This is a genomic window from Streptomyces sp. 8N706 (assembly GCF_052245415.1).
GTDB lineage: Bacteria > Actinomycetota > Actinomycetes > Streptomycetales > Streptomycetaceae > Streptomyces.
In genome coordinates this window covers 1-14,803 of sequence record NZ_JBQQBW010000013.1, presented here as the reverse complement: position 1 = coordinate 14,803, position 14,803 = coordinate 1, and the positions used below count along the sequence as shown (strand labels likewise).

The window sequence follows — 14,803 nt, the reverse complement described above, 5'->3', positions numbered from 1 at the left end:
GCTGCGGGGTCTTGGTCGGCACTGCGTCATCCACGGGTGCGAGCCTAATCGGAACCGGGCCGGGGACCGGCCGGAGCATGGCCCCCTGTGGCGCATCCGTCGTCGCACGTACCGGCGTCGGGGGCCGGGACGCGACCACCGGGGTGGGCCTCGCGGTACTTCGCCGCCGCCAGGACGGCGGCCCGCGCCAGGGGCGCCCCTGCCGGTGTGCTGAGCCGGTGCGCCATCGGCCGGTACTCGGCCAGGGCCCACAGGCACACGATCCAGGCCGCCGGTCCGCGGTAGACCTGACCGGCGTCCCCGATGACCGTGATCTCGCGGAGCGTCGCCGGGTGGTCGAGGGCCGGGAAGCGCCGGCGGGCCTCGGCGGAGCCGACGGGCACCGACTCGAGCGGTACGAGCTGCCGCCGGCGCGCGAGCCAGTTGCGGACGAAGGTGCACAGCGAGCAGTCGGGGTCGTAGAGGACGGTGAGCCGGCGGACCGGGGCGCGGACCACGCCCCGGTCCGTACGGGCTTCCGTCACGGGAGCGGCCACGCGGTCACGCCCCCGCGGCCGGGGCGGTCCAGCCCTGCGGCGGGACCGGCGGCAGCTGCTCGCGCTCCATCATCCCGCGCCGCCGGATCTTGTTGAGGACGTAGACGTTCCCCAGGTGCATGATGCCGAGGACCAGCAGCACGACACCGATCTTCACCGAGAGGACCTCGAACAGTTCGCGCGCATCCTCGACCCCCGCCGGCTCCTCCAGATAGAGGGCGACGAAGCCCAGGTTCACGAGGTAGAAGCCGACCACGAGCAGATGGTTGACGGCGTCGGCGAGCTTCTCGTTGCCCTGCAGCACATCGGCAAGGAATACCCGCCCGTTGCGGCTGAGGGTGCGTGCCACCCAGACGGTGAGCGCCACGCTGATGAGCAGGTAGATGACGTAGGCGACGACTGTGAGGTCCATTCCCCACCCCTTCTTGAACGTGTTCAAAAAGCTGGTACGCCAAGGACTCTAGACCTATTTTTGAACGCGTTCAAGTCAGTCAACTGCCCGGCGCGCGCGTCGGATGGGACGGCCCCGACATAAGGCGAGGGCCCCGCCTCCCTGGTCGGGAAGCGGGGCCCTCGGATGCCGTACGGCCTGCCGGAGAGGTCTCCGGCAGAAGGCCGGCAAGGGGTCAGAAGCGGCGCGTGATCAGCGCTCGCTTCACCTCCTGGATCGCCTTCGTCACCTCGATGCCGCGCGGGCACGCGTCGGTGCAGTTGAAGGTCGTGCGACAGCGCCAAACGCCGTCCTTGTCGTTCAGGATCTCCAGCCGCTGCTCACCGGCCTCGTCACGCGAGTCGAAGATGAAGCGGTGCGCGTTGACGATCGCGGCCGGGCCGAAGTACTGGCCGTCGTTCCAGAACACCGGGCACGAGGTCGTGCAGGCGGCGCACAGGATGCACTTGGTGGTGTCGTCGAAGCGCTCACGGTCCTCGGCGGACTGCAGCCGCTCGCGGGTCGGCTCGTTCCCCGTGGTGACGAGGAAGGGCATGACGTCGCGGTAGGCCTGGAAGAACGGCTCCATGTCGACCACGAGGTCCTTGAGGACCGTGAGGCCCTTTATCGCCTCGACCGTGATCGGCTTCTCCGGGTTGATGTCCTTGATCAGCGTCTTGCACGCCAGCCGGTTGCGGCCGTTGATACGCATCGCGTCGGAGCCGCAGATACCGTGCGCGCAGGAGCGCCGGAAGGTCAGGGTGCCGTCCTGTTCCCACTTGATCTTGTGGAGACCGTCGAGCACACGCTCCTTCGGGTCGATCTCGATCTGGAAGTCCTCCCAGACCGGCTCGGCCGCGACCTCCGGGTTGAACCGGCGGATCCGGAAGGTGACCGTGATGTAGGGCGAAGCGGGCGCCGCGTCCTGAGGGGTCGCGTCCTGCTTCTCGAGCGTCGGGGTGCTCATCAGTACTTACGCTCCATCGGCTGGTAGCGGGTCTGCACGACCGGCTTGTAGTCGAGGCGGATGGACTCGGTGCCGTCGTCTCCCACCTCGCGGTACGCCATGGTGTGCCGCATGAAGTTGACGTCGTCGCGGTTCGGGTAGTCCTCGCGGTAGTGACCGCCGCGGGACTCCTTCCGGGCGAGGGCCGAGACGGCCATGACCTCCGCGAGGTCGAGCAGGTTGCCCAGCTCGACGGCCTCCAGCAGGTCCGTGTTGAACCGCTTGCCCTTGTCCTGGATCGCCACGTTCTTGTAGCGCTCGCGCAGCTCGCCGATCTTCTCGACGGCCGTCTTGATCGTCTGCTCCGTGCGGAACACCATGACGTTGGCGTCCATGGTCTCCTGCAGCGCCTTGCGGATCTCGGTCACCCGCTCGGTGCCGCCCGAGTCCCGCAGGCGCTCGACCTGTGCCTGGACGAGCTCGGCCGGGTTCTCCGGCAGCTCGACGAAGTCCGCCTTCGCGGCGTACTCGGCGGCGGCGATACCCGCGCGGCGCCCGAACACATTGATGTCCAGCAGCGAGTTGGTGCCCAGCCGGTTGGCGCCGTGCACGGACACGCAGGCGACCTCACCGGCGGCGTACAGGCCCGGCACGACGGTGTCGTTGTCGGCCAGCACCTCGCCCTCGACGTTGGTCGGGATACCGCCCATCGCGTAGTGCGCGGTCGGCTGGATCGGGATCGGGTCGGTGTACGGCTCGATCCCGAGGTACGTCCGGGCGAACTCGGTGATGTCCGGCAGCTTGGCGTCCAGCTGCTCCGGCGGCAGGTGGGTGAGGTCGAGGAAGACATGGTCGCCCTCGGGCCCGCAGCCCCGGCCCTCGCGGATCTCCGTGTAGATGGAGCGGGAGACGACGTCACGCGAGGCGAGGTCCTTCATGACGGGCGCGTACTTCTCCATGAAGCGCTCACCGTCCTTGTTGCGCAGGATGCCGCCCTCGCCGCGCGCACCCTCGGTGAGGAGGATGCCCATGCGCCAGATGCCGGTCGGGTGGAACTGGAAGAACTCCATGTCCTCCAGCGGCAGACCGCGGCGGTACGCGGCGGCCTGGCCGTCACCGGTCAGGGTGTGCGCGTTCGAGGTCACCTTGAAGAACTTGCCGGTGCCTCCGGAGGCGAAGATCACGGCCTTCGCCTGGAAGATGTGGATCTCACCGGTCGCCAGCTCGTACGCGACGACGCCGGCGGACTTCCTGACACCGTCGACCTCGCGGAGCAGCAGGTCCAGGACGTAGAACTCGTTGTAGAACTCCACGCCCTCCTTGACGCAGTTCTGGTACAGCGTCTGGAGGATCATGTGGCCGGTACGGTCCGAGGCGTAGCAGGACCGGCGGACGGGGGCCTCGCCGTGGTTGCGGCTGTGCCCGCCGAAGCGGCGCTGGTCGATCGTGCCGTTGGGCGTCCGGTTGAACGGCAGGCCCATCTTCTCCAGGTCCAGGACGGAGTCGATGGCCTCCTTCGCCAGGATCTCGGCGGCGTCCTGGTCGACCAGGTAGTCACCGCCCTTGATCGTGTCGAAGGTGTGCCACTCCCAGTTGTCCTCCTCGACGTTCGCGAGGGCCGCGGCCATACCGCCCTGGGCGGCGCCGGTGTGGGAGCGGGTCGGGTAGAGCTTCGTCAGGACGGCGGTACGGCTGCGCTTGGTCGACTCGATGGCCGCGCGCATCCCGGCGCCGCCGGCGCCGACGATGACGGTGTCGTACTTGTGAATCTTCATGTCTGGCGTCAGCCCCGGGCTCTAGCGGATGTTCGGGTCGAAGGTGAAGATCACCAGCGTGCCCAGAAGGACGGTGAACACCGTGGCGGTGTAGAGCAACATCTTCAGCCAGAGGCGCGTGTTGTCCCGCTCGGCGTAGTCGTTGATGATCGTCCGCAGGCCGTTGGCGCCGTGCAGCATCGCCAGCCACAGCATGAGCAGATCCCAGGTCTGCCAGAACGGCGAGGCCCAGCGGCCGGCCACGAAGGCGAAGCCGATCTTGCTCACGCCGCCGTCCAGCACCAGCTGGATCAGCAGGTGGCCGATGACGAGGACGACGAGCACGATGCCGGACAGGCGCATGAACAGCCAGCCGTACAGCTCGAAGTTCGTACGGGTCGTTCTCGGCGTCCTGCCGCTGCGGGCGCGCGGCGGCTCGATGACCGGAGCCGGATTGTCCGGGCCGTACCCGGCACTGGAGCCGGTCAGCTCGACCGCATCGGTAGAAGAGGTCTCAGTGGTGCTCATATGTCTCAGCTCCCGAACACTTCGCGCACGGCGTGACCGAGGACGGGGTAGAGCGCCCCGGCCATCAGCACGATCCAGATGCCCATGACGGTCCACAGCATCTGCTTCTGGTAGCGGGCGCCCTTGGACCAGAAGTCCACGGCGACGACGCGCAGGCCGTTGAGAGCGTGGAAGAGGATGGCGGCGACGAGGCCGTATTCCATCAGGGCGACGAGGGGCGTCTTGTACAGCGCGATGGTGTCGTCGTAGGTCTCGGGCGAGACACGGACGAGAGCGGTGTCGAGAACGTGGACGAACAGGAAGAAGAAGATGAGGACACCGGTGACGCGATGAGCCACCCATGACCACATGCCTTCCCGGCCGCGGTACAGCGTTCCAGCCGGCACGGAAAACCCTCCGGGAGCGGGGATTGGGGCCAGCCGGCTTCACGGTCGGTCGGGCCCGGCCGGGTACGGTCCACCGGCCCTGGCCATCGTAGCGACGACCTGTCGGTTCACTCGCCCGGGGGCCCGAGGTGTGATCAAAGAGGCACGTACGGGCTATCAGGTGGATCCAAAGAGTCCGACTCCGGGCGATTCGCCACCAGGTGGATCAGTCGCCCCCGGGCGATCCGCCGCAGTTCCTCGGCGGTGACCGCCCGCTCCTCGTCCAGCTCATTGCTGAGCCGGGCGCGGATCCCGGCGAGGACGTGGTCCAGCAGCTCGTCGGGGCCCAGCCCGTCCAGACAGATCACGAAGACATGGCCGAAGCGGCTCTCGTACGCGGCGTGGGCGGCGCGCAGGGCGGTATGCGCCGCCGAATGACCCCGGCCCGGCAGCGGCGAGGCCGAGATGCCCGGCATGCCCCCGGCCGCCGACTCGTCGGCCAGGGCCTCGGCGAGGTCGGCCGTGGTCAGGTCGTAGCTGGCCTCGTCGGCCGCGGCGAGCAGGGCGTCGAGATCGGGATAGGGGCGGTGGTCGGCCAGCCGGCGTGCCCACCGGCGGCTGCAGCAGCAGGCGAGCAGGGCGGCCTCGGCTGCTCCGGGGGTCACGGTGTTGAAACGTTCCAGGCCGGAAATGCGGCGATCTTGGGCTGGGATGGCCCTGTCGCTCCCGGCTGCCGGTGTGATGGACTCCCGCGGCGGGACGGCCGGAGTGTCGCTGGACAGCATGGCCTCCTCTGGAATTCCCCCGCGTGACGGGCCAGGGGAGAGGTGGGACAGGAGGTGTGGGTGAGCAACGACCCTATCGATGTATGTCAGGGGGTATCCGATGCATACACCGATTTCACCCGGACGAGAGCGATCTCGCGCGCGTAGTCGAGAGGGAAGCGAGCGAGGGCCGTACCTTTGTCGTTAATGGAAGGTTTTACTCCGATGGTGCATCCGACCGGGCCGACAGGATCGGCGGGGCGGCCGGGAAGGCTCACCGCCCTGGGCGTCGTCGCCCTCGCGGTGGCGGTGCTCGGAGGCTGCTCGGGCTCGGGCGGCGACCAGTCCGGGGAGACGACTGAGTCCCGCCCGCCCGCGAGTCCCTCGAAGTCCTACCCCCCGCCCTCACCGCCCCGCACCGTCCCCTCCGTGCGCTCGTACGAGCCCGGGAACGGCCCCGGCTGGAAGCCCGTGAACAGCACCCGCGTCGTCGCCGACCCGGAGGGGCCGCTCGCCGACGAGGCCCGGATGCTCGCGGGCGAGCTGAAGGCGGACTACGCGACGGGGCCGGCCAGGAAGGGCGACATCGAGCTGGTGATCAGCCCCGGCCAGAGCGGCGGCGACGAGGCGTACCGGCTCACCGCGCAGAACGGCCGGGTCCGTATCACCGGCTCGGACGACGCCGGTGTCTTCTACGGCACCCGCACCGTCCTCCAGACGCTCCGCTCCGGCGGCGAGGTCCCCGAGGGCGTCATCCGGGACCGCCCCGACCGGCCCCAGCGGGGTCTCAACCTCGACATCGCGCGCAAACACTTCACGCCCGGGTGGATCGAGGCGCGGTTGCGCGAGATGGCCGATCTCAAGCTCAACCAGCTCGCTCTGCACTTCTCGGACGACCAGGGCTTCCGGGTGGAGAGCACCTCGCACCCGGAGATCGTCTCCGCACAGCACCTCACCACGGCGCAGCTGCGGCACATCCTGGATGTGGCCCGGCGGCTGCACATCACGGTGATCCCGGAGATCGACTCGCCAGGACATCTCGGCGCGGTGCTGCGCGCCCACCCCTCGCTGCAGTTGGTGAATGTGAACGGCGCTCCGGCGCAGGGTGCGATCGACATCGGGAAGCCGGCCGCGGCGCGGCTCATCGACGACCTGTTGCGCGAGTACGCGAAAACCTTCCCGGGGGCGTACTTCCACATCGGCGCGGACGAGTACGTCGCGCTGATGGCCGAGGACCCGGAGGGCTCCTACCCCGGGCTCGCCGCGCTGGCCCGACAGAAGTACGGGCCGAACGGGCGGATCCAGGATCTCGCCACCGACTGGCTCAACGACCGCGCCGCGGTGGTGCGCGAGGGCGGCAAGAAGGCCAAGGCCTGGAACGACGGTTTCTTCCGCGACGGGGTCGTACGGGCGGACAAGAGCATCGAGGTCGAGTACTGGACGGGCAAGGAGAGCGGGGAGCGCCCGCCCGCGGAGTATCTGAGCGAGGGCCGCAAGGTCTCCAACCTCAATGACGAGTACCTCTACTACGTGCTCGGCGAGCCGAATCAGTTCGTCTATCCGACCGGTGAGCGGATCTACAAGGAGTGGACCCCGGCGGTGCTCCGCGGCACGGAGCCGGTGACCTCGCAGCCGACCGGCCGGGACCGGGTGCCGGGCGGCCGCTTCGCCATCTGGTGCGACCTCGCGAACGCCCAGACCGAGGCGCAGGTCGCGCGCGGGATCAGGCTGCCGCTGAACGCGGTCGCCCAGAAGCTCTGGGATCCGCGCCCTCCGGCTGAAGGCTGGCCTGCCTTCGTCAAGCTCGCCGACCGGGTCGACGCGGAGGACGCGGAGGACTAGGACGAGTGCGGATCCCCGGCGCCGCCCGCCGGGCTTCGCCTGTCACGGCAGCGGCGTGGCCGGGCTGTGCCCCGGCTGTCCCGCAAGCGCGAACAGCCCCGGCACCGTAGGACGGTCCGGGGCTGTCGCTCGTCCCGTGACACGGAAGGCAGACCAGGGCGCAAGCTCAGCCCGCCGCGTCCGCCAGCTTGGAGAGCTGGGCGTCGAGGAGGTCCTGCGGAAGCTTCGCCTTCTCCGGGTCGGTGAGGTGAAGCGTGAAGAAGAGCGCCACCGTGCTGCCTTCGCGCACCAGCGTGAGATGCATGGGGACCTGCCGGCCCTGCGACTCGCCGGTCATCTGCCAGGCCACGGAGTCGTCGCCGCTCTTCGCGGCCTGCTCACCCTTCACCGAGACGTACTTCACCGTGCTGCCGCCGTTGTTGCCGGTGGTTGTGAAGCCGTCGGGGCAGGCGGCGACCGCCTTGCGCACGCCGTCGACGGTCTGCTGGGCGCCCCTGCCCTCGTACGAGGAGAGGCTCGTCGTCACGGCGAGGCCGGGGGCGGAGGTGGAACCGTAGGTGCGGCTCGCCCACGCGCGGGCCGAGGGGGTCCGGTCGGTGCCGGACGCCGTCATGTCGGCGAGGGCGGTGCACTCGGGCTTGTCGGCCTGGGGACGAACGGCGGGACCGTTGTTGTCCGTTGCCTCGTAGCCCTCTGCCTCGACCTTGGTGACGAGCGCTTTCTTCAGCTGTGCCTGGGTCGGAACGGCCGCCGTGGGCTCGGCCTTGTCACCCGCGCCCGCGCCCCGGCCTCCGCTCTTGGGGGAGCCGGGGTCGGCCGAGCCGGAACACCCCGCGGCAAGCGCGAGCAGGCCGGCGGCAGCGACGGCGGAGACGAGGCGACGGCGTACGTGGAGAGGTTTCACAGATGCCTTCACGTGGTGGGAGCAGAAAAATGTGTGGTGAGTCTCGCCGTGCCGCTCGTGGAAGAAGGGGAGCGGCACGGCGAGGGTTGTGCGGTGGCGGTGTCACGGCGTGAGCGTCCCGCCCAAGTGCGCGCCCGCGGGGGTGCCCAGCTGGGAGCGGCCGTAGTAGACGCCCGTGCTCGTTGAGACGCCCGAGCTGCCACTGTCGAGCTGCAGGATCGTGCCGTCACCGGCGTCCTCGCCGTCCGTACCGATCGCCAGATCCGCGCGGGCCCAGCCCGACAGGTCGTACAGGACGACCGACGAGCCGAGGCGGTCACCGGACTCGGTGGCGCCGGTGATGCCGGAGGTGTCCTGGCTGTACGAGAGGGCGCCGGTGCCGGTCAGCCCGGTGGAACCGCCGCGCAGCAGCAGGGCCTGACCGGCATTGGTCCGGGAAACTCCGTCGCGCGTGATGTCCTCGCCGGGCAGACCGCTCAGGATGTCGGCGTACCCGTCCAGGTCGTAGTCGCCGACGGAGACGGAGACGCCCATGTCGTCGCCGGTCTCCGCTGCCCCCGGGACACCGGACGTGTTCTGGTGGACGGTGGTGCGGCCGGTGGTGGTCAGCCCTGTCGAGGAGCCATAGAGCGCGGTGACCTGGCCGCCCTGGTACGCACCGGACTCCGTGGCGTACGGCTGGCCGACGGCGGCGTCCGCGTAACCGTCCCCGTTCAGGTCCCCGACGGCGAGGGAACGGCCGCCCTTGGCCCCGAGCATGCCGACGCGCTGCAGACCGGTCGCGGAACCCTTGAGCACGAGCACACGTGAGATCTTCCCCGGGTCCCGGAAGGTGATCGCGGCATCGGCGTAGCCGTCGCTGTTGAAGTCACCGGTCGCGGAGTCGACCTGGGAGACAGCCGCCGTGTACGCGGTGCTGTTCAGGTGGCCGGACTTGGCTGCGCCGGTCTTGCCGTCGTACGACCACCAGCGGCCGGGCGTGCCGGGCGCGACGGAGAGAACGTCGGCCCGGCCGTCGCTGTCGAAGTCCGCGATGGTGACGGACGTACCGAGCTTCTCGCCCGCCGCGCGGGTGGCGGTCGCTGTGGTGTAGGTCGTACCGCTGGTCAGGGCCGGGCCGTGGAGGACGGTGACCGCGCCGGCGTCGGCGTGCCCGGTGGTGTCGTCCTCGCCCGGGGCACCGATGACGAGGTCGGCTCGGCCGTCGCCGTTGACATCGCCGAGGGCGTTGTCCGCGCCGAAGTTGTCCCCGGACTCCGAGGCGCCGGGGACGCCGGTGCTCGACTGGGTGAGGATCCGCTTGCCCGCGGCCACGGGCCCGTCCGGGCCGCCGGGGACCACGGTGAGCGAGCCCGTGCCGCCGGAGGTCTGCGGGGTGCCGGCGACCAGGTCGGCTACACCGTCCTGGTGCAGGTCGGCGGTGGCGGGCGCCGCATTCACAGCCTTGCTCGCGGCGTACGTACGGATGGCCGGGAGCTCGGCGTAGAGGCTCGCGCCGGGGCATTCGGTGGCGAAGCCGTCGCGGTGGCCGGAGATCGTGGAGAGCGTGGCCTGGTCACCCTTGGTGTACTTGCCGGTGTCGCCCGCGGCGGTGAGCGTCACCTTGCCGGTCGGAGAGACGCCGTACTGGCCGAGCTTGTAGGCGGCGATGCGGGAGATGGCGTCTCGAACGGGAGCGGTCGGCTTGCCGTCGGTGGCGTAGTTGCCGACGACCGAGATGCCGGTGGAGTAACCGTTGAAGCCGTAGGTGTGGGCGCCCATGACAGGTAGGTCGACACCCCCTGCGCGGCCCTCGTAGATGGTGCCGCACTTGTCGACGAGGAAGTTGTAGCCCATGTCGTTCCAGCCGTTGGACTCCAGGTGGTACGTGAAGATCGCCCGGAGGATCGCGGGGGTCTCGACGCAGCTGTAGCTGTTGGCGTCCGTGGTGTGGTGGACGAACGCCGCGTCGATCTTCTCGAGATACGTCGGCGGGTCGTCGACCTTGGACTCGTCCGCGCCCCACGTGGCGCGGGAGACGATGGGCGGCCGGGTGACGGTGGACGGGGGAGCCGGCGGCACCGTGGCGGTCGGCTCCGGGCTCGGCGACTCGGTCGGCGAGGCGGAGTCGCTCGGCGCCGGGCTCGCGCTCCCGGACCCGCCGGCGGAGGCGGTCGGCGAGCCGGCGGGCGCGGCGGTCTCGGGCGCCGGGCCGCCGGAAGACGCGGACGCCGTCGGTTCGTCCGTTGCCGAGACGCCGGGCAGCGGGGTGGTGTCCTCGGCGGGGAACGCGAAGGCCGCGGGGTGGGCGTCGCTGCCGTCAGGGTCGTCCTGCGCCGCACGGCCGGCTTTTCTGGCCTCGGAGGCGAGGACACCGGGGTCCACGAGGTCGAGCCGCAGCCCGCTCGGCAGCCCGTCGCTCACCGAGCCGTCGGCGGCGGCGACACGCGCCTCGACGCCGTCCGAGGGACCGACCCAGCGGGGTTCGGTCGCGCCGCGTGCCTTGATCTCCTTGCCCTCCTGGGACTCCGGAGCGCGTACGTCGAGTTCGAGGCTCTGCCAGCCGGTCCACTCGCCGGTCTCGATACTGCGGGTACGGACCTCGGCCGTGCCCTCGATCTGCGCCTTGCTGGCAGGCCAGGAGATGCCGAGCAGGCTGAACGGCTCCGTGTCGCTGCGGTCCACACCGCGCTTCCCGGTGCCCTTCGCCTTCAGCGACAGGGTGTGGAGCTCGGCCGGGGAGGCCGTCGCTGACGGGTTGCCGTCCTCGGGCGGGTTGGCGATGGCCACCGTCACCACCCCGGCACCGCTGAGGACGACGGCTCCGAGTGTCAGCCAGGTTCGGCGTTTCAGGCTCAGCGGCCTGTACGCATGGGTTGATCGCGGACTCAAGTTCCCACCTTTGAAGAACGTATCGACCGGCCCACCTGTCACAGGAGAGGCCTGACCAACCAAGCGCGGGAGCCGTCCGGAACATCACACCTCGCGGTTCGGCACGCCGGACCGCTCCGCCGACGTGCCCAGTTGTGGGCGCCCTGCGGGAGCGATGCTCGCCCCCCGGCCCCAGCCCAGCCGGACGGTTTTCCGTGGATAGGCCGTGATACGCCGAAAACATTTGGAGTAAGCCGTTCTGTACTTCTTGGTAGCGCTGAGAGCCCAAATATTCGAACTACTGTGACATTTCTTCGAGTTCTCTCGCTGTCCGGAGTGGAGCCGAACCCGCCGCCTCGGGAGTCGGCTCCACAGGCATGGGCACGGTGAGTGGTGCCGAATCGGCACGGAGGGGCAGCGTGGGCAAGCGTGGGGGAGAGGGCCGACATACGGACCGGGAGGACGCCGGGGGGCTCGGCGCATCGGTCGAACGCGCCCAAACGGGGGACGAGCAGGCTTTCGCCGTCGTCTACCGGCTCGTGCACCCGAGGCTGCTCGGCTACGTACGCGGACTCGTCGGCGACGACGCGGAGGACGTGGCCGCCGAGGCATGGCTCGAGATCGCCCGCGATCTGCCGAGATTCCGCGGCGACGGCGACGGATTCCGTGGCTGGACGGCCACCATCGCCCGGCACCGCGCCCTCGACCACATACGGCGGCAGCGCAGCCGCCCGCGCGCCACGGCCCTGGAACAGGACCTGTTCGACCTGCCGGCTGCCCAGGACACCGAGCGCGAGGCGTTCGAGTCGCTGTCGACCGAGCGGGCCCTCGCGCTGGTGACGGTGCTTCCGCGGGACCAGGCCGAGGCCGTGTTGTTGCGGGTGGTGGTCGGACTGGACGGGCCGGCGGCAGCGAGGGTGCTGGGAAAGCGCGCCGGAGCCGTTCGTACGGCTGCGTACCGGGGGCTGAAACGGTTGGCCAAGCTGCTGGCCGGTGACGGTACGCCGTCCGGGACGTCGTCGGGGCCGCCGCCGGCGCCTGCCTCCGTGACATCTTCGGCGTCGGGAACGCTTGGGGATGTGGGATGAGCGAGAAGCGAGAACGTGACGGGCGCGGCCTGGACCGGCAGGCCGCGGAGAGGATGCTGCGCGGCGAGCGGCTGCGGACGGCTGAGGGCGGTGACCGCCCGGACGCCGGAGAGGACACGGCCCTCGCCGCGCTCGACCGGCTGCTCGCTGCTGCGGCTGCCGGGCCGGCCGGGGCCGAGCCGGAACGCGCGCGGCAGCGGCGGAAGGCCGCGTTGTCGGCCTTCCGGGCGGCCCGGCAGGCCGGCGGGCCGACCGTGCCCCTGCCGCAGGACGACTGGCGGCCTCGGCGTCGTCGGGGTACGGCGGCCCGGACGTCCCGTTCCGTGCATGCGGTGATCGTTGGGGTCGTCGCGGCTGTCGCGCTGGGCGGGGTGGCGGTGGCCGCGGGAAACGGATCCGTCCCGGACCTCTTCGGCACCGGGGACAGCGGCTCCCGGCCGGCGCCTTCGCGCAGCGCCCGCCCCGGCCCCTTCGCCGGGACGGAGCCCCCCGGGCGTACGGCGCCCGGGACGGATCCGACGCCTGCCCCCGGGCGGCCGGGCGGCGGCGAGCCCTCGGCAGGCAGCCCGGGCAGCGGTGCGTCGACGGGGCGGGCGGCGGAGGGCCTGTGCCGGGCCTATCAGCTCGCCGACGGCAGCGGCAGGGCGCTGGACTCCGAGGCATTCGCACGGCTGCTGGACGCGGCCGGGAGCGAGGAAACGGTGAACGACTACTGCGATCAGCTGATCCGTGGGCAGAAGAAGAGCAAGAAGGGCGAGGGCGACCCGGGCGGGAAGCCGGGGCGCCGGTCCACGGCTGAGGCCCCGGGTCCCGGCACGGACGATGATCCGGCCCGGCCACGTGAAGGCGCCTCATCGGCCCCGTGAAACACAGGACGGCCGGGGTCGCCACCCCCCACAGGAGAGACCCCGGCCGTCGTCGGTGAGGGCCTCGAGAGGCCCGTACTCTGCTCAGCGTCGGCGGGCCGTTTTCTGTCACACCGCCACATGACAGTGCGCCGTCCGCCGCCGCTCACCCGAGGGACGTGGACGCGGACGCGCCACAGGCCGTAGCGTGCTGGTCGCGCCGGTCGGCGTGACTGCCGTGATCGTTTGTCGGCCCCCGGGAGGGCCGTACCCCCGGGGGTGCTCCACAGATGTGTCCGTGCATCAACTGCCACGCGAAATCCGTGGGGCCCGTGGACGCGCGGTACGCGCCGTCCATGGCCGGATGTCCGCGGTCCGGCGGCATGCGTGAACAGCGGGCAGCGGTCCCTGGGGCCGGCGGTCACTGATACCGGCGAGGGAGACGTGTGGTGAGGTCCCCCGGGTCGGAGAGTCAGGGGAGAGTGAAGCAGGATGAGGGCGTGCTGGGGGACGACGCGGAACTGACCGCCGCGGTGCACGCGGCACAGGACGGGGACGAAGGCGCCTTCCGGACTGTCTACCGAGCTGTGCACCCGCGGCTGCTGGGCTATGTACGGACGCTGGTCGGCGATCCGGATGCCGAGGACGTCGCGTCCGAGGCGTGGTTGCAGATAGCCCGTGACCTGGAGCGGTTCAGCGGTGACGCGGACCGCTTCCGGGGGTGGGCGGCGCGCATAGCCCGCAACCGGGCGCTCGACCACATACGTATGCGCGGTCGCCGGCCGGCCATCGGCGGCGACGAGACCGAGCTGGCGGACAAGGCGGGCGAGGCGGACACCGCGGGGGAGGCGCTGGAGTCGCTCGGCACCGGCAGCACGCTCCGGCTGATCGCGACCCTTCCGCAGGACCAGGCCGAGGCAGTGGTGCTGCGGGTCGTGGTGGGGCTCGATGCCAAGAGCGCGGCGGTAGTGCTCGGCAAGCGCCCGGGCGCCGTCCGTACGGCCGCGCACCGCGGGCTGCGGCGTCTGGCGGAGATCCTGGAGGCTCACCCGCCCGAGGACCGGGCCGGTGAAGAGGCGGCCGGGTCCGCCGGGGAAGGCGGCACCGGAGGCGGTGCGGAGGCGGGCGGACTCGATGGCGTACCCCCGCAGCGGGCTCCCCACCAGGGAGCGGTGTCATCCGCCGGTGTGACGGATTCCGGTGCGCGGACGCAGAAGGACATGTGATGGCCGACGACCGGTACAGCTGGCTGGACGAGGACGCTGCGGAGCGGTTGCTGCGCGGCGAACCAGCCGACGCCGCCGTCGGAGCGGGCGACGGGGCCGCGCGTGCCCGGGCGGAACGGCTCGCGGCGGCGCTCGCCGATGCCGCGGACACCCGCCCGCCCGGCCCCGGGGCGGGGCTCACCGAGGCGGAACTCCCTGGCGAGGAGGGGGCACTGGCGGCCTTCCGCAAGGTGAGAGAAGCACGCGCCGACGCTTCGTGCCCCGAATCTACGCGCGGCGAAGCGATCGCTCACCCGGAGGCCCCACCGACCGTACGCATCGGTAGACCCAGGGCATCCCGGGCCTGCCGTCCCTTCCGTATCGGCCGGCCGCTGCGCGCCGGTCTGGCGGTGGCGCTGGCCGGGTGCGCGCTCGGCGGTTTCGCGATTGCGGGGGTGCTGCCCACCCCGTTCGGCGGCGGCGAGCCGCTGCCCGCAGAGAGCGTGTCCGTGGGCGCGACGGGCCCGGACTCAGCGCCGCCGTCCACCACTGAGGACAGGGACCTCCCTCCGCTGGGCCCGGAAGCGGGCGCCTCCGCGGGGGACCGGCAGAGCGGTGCCGGAGGGCGCGAGCCGGGCGACCGCACTTCCTCCCCGGACGGGCGGGGCCAGTCGTCGGGCAACAGCACGGCCAGGGGCGACGACTCGGCCGTGCCGGGCCAGGGCGGCAAGGACAGGAACAAGGCG

General features: G+C 71.0%; 13 protein-coding genes and 1 pseudogene. 5 read left to right on the top strand and 9 right to left on the bottom strand.

What is annotated here, in order from left to right; all coding sequences use genetic code 11:
- Positions 1 to 44: 44 nt before the first annotated feature.
- The 7 genes from ACTWQE_RS07775 to ACTWQE_RS07745 form a co-directional block, all read right to left on the bottom strand.
- Positions 45 to 536: a thiol-disulfide oxidoreductase DCC family protein gene (locus ACTWQE_RS07775; protein WP_443328073.1), complete on the bottom strand. Its 492-nt coding sequence runs from the start codon at positions 534 to 536 to the stop codon at positions 45 to 47.
- A gap of 4 nt (positions 537 to 540) precedes the next feature.
- Positions 541 to 948 carry a hypothetical protein gene (locus ACTWQE_RS07770; RefSeq protein ID WP_443328072.1) on the bottom strand — a complete coding sequence of 136 codons (408 nt, stop codon included), beginning with the start codon at positions 946 to 948 and terminating at the stop codon, positions 541 to 543.
- A gap of 214 nt (positions 949 to 1,162) precedes the next feature.
- A complete protein-coding gene (locus ACTWQE_RS07765) occupies positions 1,163 to 1,933 on the bottom strand; it encodes a succinate dehydrogenase iron-sulfur subunit (protein ID WP_443328071.1) in 771 nt (256 codons plus the stop codon).
- Complete coding sequence (gene sdhA, locus ACTWQE_RS07760) at positions 1,933 to 3,687, bottom strand: succinate dehydrogenase flavoprotein subunit (protein WP_443328070.1); 1,755 nt, start codon at positions 3,685 to 3,687, stop codon at positions 1,933 to 1,935. The genes ACTWQE_RS07765 and sdhA overlap by 1 nt, the downstream gene beginning before the upstream one ends.
- Before the next feature lie 21 nt (positions 3,688 to 3,708).
- Positions 3,709 to 4,194 carry a succinate dehydrogenase hydrophobic membrane anchor subunit gene (locus ACTWQE_RS07755; RefSeq protein ID WP_443328069.1) on the bottom strand — a complete coding sequence of 162 codons (486 nt, stop codon included), beginning with the start codon at positions 4,192 to 4,194 and terminating at the stop codon, positions 3,709 to 3,711.
- A gap of 5 nt (positions 4,195 to 4,199) precedes the next feature.
- Positions 4,200 to 4,580 (bottom strand): succinate dehydrogenase, cytochrome b556 subunit, encoded by a 381-nt coding sequence (gene sdhC / locus ACTWQE_RS07750; RefSeq protein WP_443328068.1) that lies wholly within the window; start codon positions 4,578 to 4,580, stop codon positions 4,200 to 4,202.
- A gap of 134 nt (positions 4,581 to 4,714) precedes the next feature.
- Positions 4,715 to 5,344 carry a 2-oxo-4-hydroxy-4-carboxy-5-ureidoimidazoline decarboxylase gene (locus ACTWQE_RS07745; protein WP_443328067.1) on the bottom strand — a complete coding sequence of 210 codons (630 nt, stop codon included), beginning with the start codon at positions 5,342 to 5,344 and terminating at the stop codon, positions 4,715 to 4,717.
- Between the two features lie 204 nt (positions 5,345 to 5,548).
- On the opposite strand from ACTWQE_RS07745, the gene ACTWQE_RS07740 reads away from it, so the two are divergent.
- The gene (locus ACTWQE_RS07740; RefSeq protein ID WP_443328066.1) at positions 5,549 to 7,165 is read left to right on the top strand and encodes a family 20 glycosylhydrolase; all 1,617 of its coding nucleotides are present in this window, start codon (positions 5,549 to 5,551) and stop codon (positions 7,163 to 7,165) included.
- Between the two features lie 166 nt (positions 7,166 to 7,331).
- Here ACTWQE_RS07740 and ACTWQE_RS07735 read toward each other — a convergent pair whose 3' ends face one another.
- Together ACTWQE_RS07735 and ACTWQE_RS07730 are read right to left on the bottom strand one after the other, a co-directional pair.
- The gene (locus ACTWQE_RS07735; RefSeq protein WP_443328065.1) at positions 7,332 to 8,069 is read right to left on the bottom strand and encodes a hypothetical protein; all 738 of its coding nucleotides are present in this window, start codon (positions 8,067 to 8,069) and stop codon (positions 7,332 to 7,334) included.
- Between the two features lie 102 nt (positions 8,070 to 8,171).
- Entirely contained in the window at positions 8,172 to 10,940 is a 2,769-nt protein-coding gene (locus ACTWQE_RS07730) for an FG-GAP-like repeat-containing protein (protein ID WP_443328064.1), read from the bottom strand.
- 356 nt (positions 10,941 to 11,296) lie between these two features.
- On the opposite strand from ACTWQE_RS07730, the gene ACTWQE_RS07725 reads away from it, so the two are divergent.
- The 4 genes and pseudogenes from ACTWQE_RS07725 to ACTWQE_RS07710 form a co-directional block, all read left to right on the top strand.
- The gene (locus ACTWQE_RS07725; protein ID WP_443328063.1) at positions 11,297 to 12,007 is read left to right on the top strand and encodes an RNA polymerase sigma factor; all 711 of its coding nucleotides are present in this window, start codon (positions 11,297 to 11,299) and stop codon (positions 12,005 to 12,007) included.
- Positions 12,004 to 12,873, top strand: a complete 870-nt coding sequence (locus tag ACTWQE_RS07720; RefSeq protein ID WP_443328062.1) for a hypothetical protein — start codon at positions 12,004 to 12,006, stop codon at positions 12,871 to 12,873. The genes ACTWQE_RS07725 and ACTWQE_RS07720 overlap by 4 nt, the downstream gene beginning before the upstream one ends.
- 479 nt (positions 12,874 to 13,352) lie before the next feature.
- On the top strand, positions 13,353 to 14,078 hold the full coding sequence (locus ACTWQE_RS07715) for an RNA polymerase sigma factor (RefSeq protein WP_443328130.1): 726 nt from the start codon (positions 13,353 to 13,355) through the stop codon (positions 14,076 to 14,078).
- Positions 14,078 to 14,803, top strand: a pseudogene (locus ACTWQE_RS07710) (hypothetical protein); the annotation flags it as partial. The gene ACTWQE_RS07715 and the pseudogene ACTWQE_RS07710, both read left to right, overlap by 1 nt.

Bases quoted from the DNA above. Each gene is read 5' to 3' on its own strand.
- ACTWQE_RS07720 (WP_443328062.1), top strand. From the start codon at position 12,004: ATGAGCGAGAAGCGAGAACGTGACGGGCGCGGCCTGGACCGGCAGGCC.
- ACTWQE_RS07745 (WP_443328067.1), bottom strand. From the start codon at position 5,344: ATGCTGTCCAGCGACACTCCGGCCGTCCCGCCGCGGGAGTCCATCACA.
- ACTWQE_RS07725 (WP_443328063.1), top strand. From the start codon at position 11,297: ATGGGCACGGTGAGTGGTGCCGAATCGGCACGGAGGGGCAGCGTGGGC.
- ACTWQE_RS07740 (WP_443328066.1), top strand. From the start codon at position 5,549: ATGGTGCATCCGACCGGGCCGACAGGATCGGCGGGGCGGCCGGGAAGG.
- sdhA (WP_443328070.1), bottom strand. From the start codon at position 3,687: ATGAAGATTCACAAGTACGACACCGTCATCGTCGGCGCCGGCGGCGCC.
- ACTWQE_RS07755 (WP_443328069.1), bottom strand. From the start codon at position 4,194: ATGAGCACCACTGAGACCTCTTCTACCGATGCGGTCGAGCTGACCGGC.
- ACTWQE_RS07765 (WP_443328071.1), bottom strand. From the start codon at position 1,933: ATGAGCACCCCGACGCTCGAGAAGCAGGACGCGACCCCTCAGGACGCG.
- ACTWQE_RS07770 (WP_443328072.1), bottom strand. From the start codon at position 948: ATGGACCTCACAGTCGTCGCCTACGTCATCTACCTGCTCATCAGCGTG.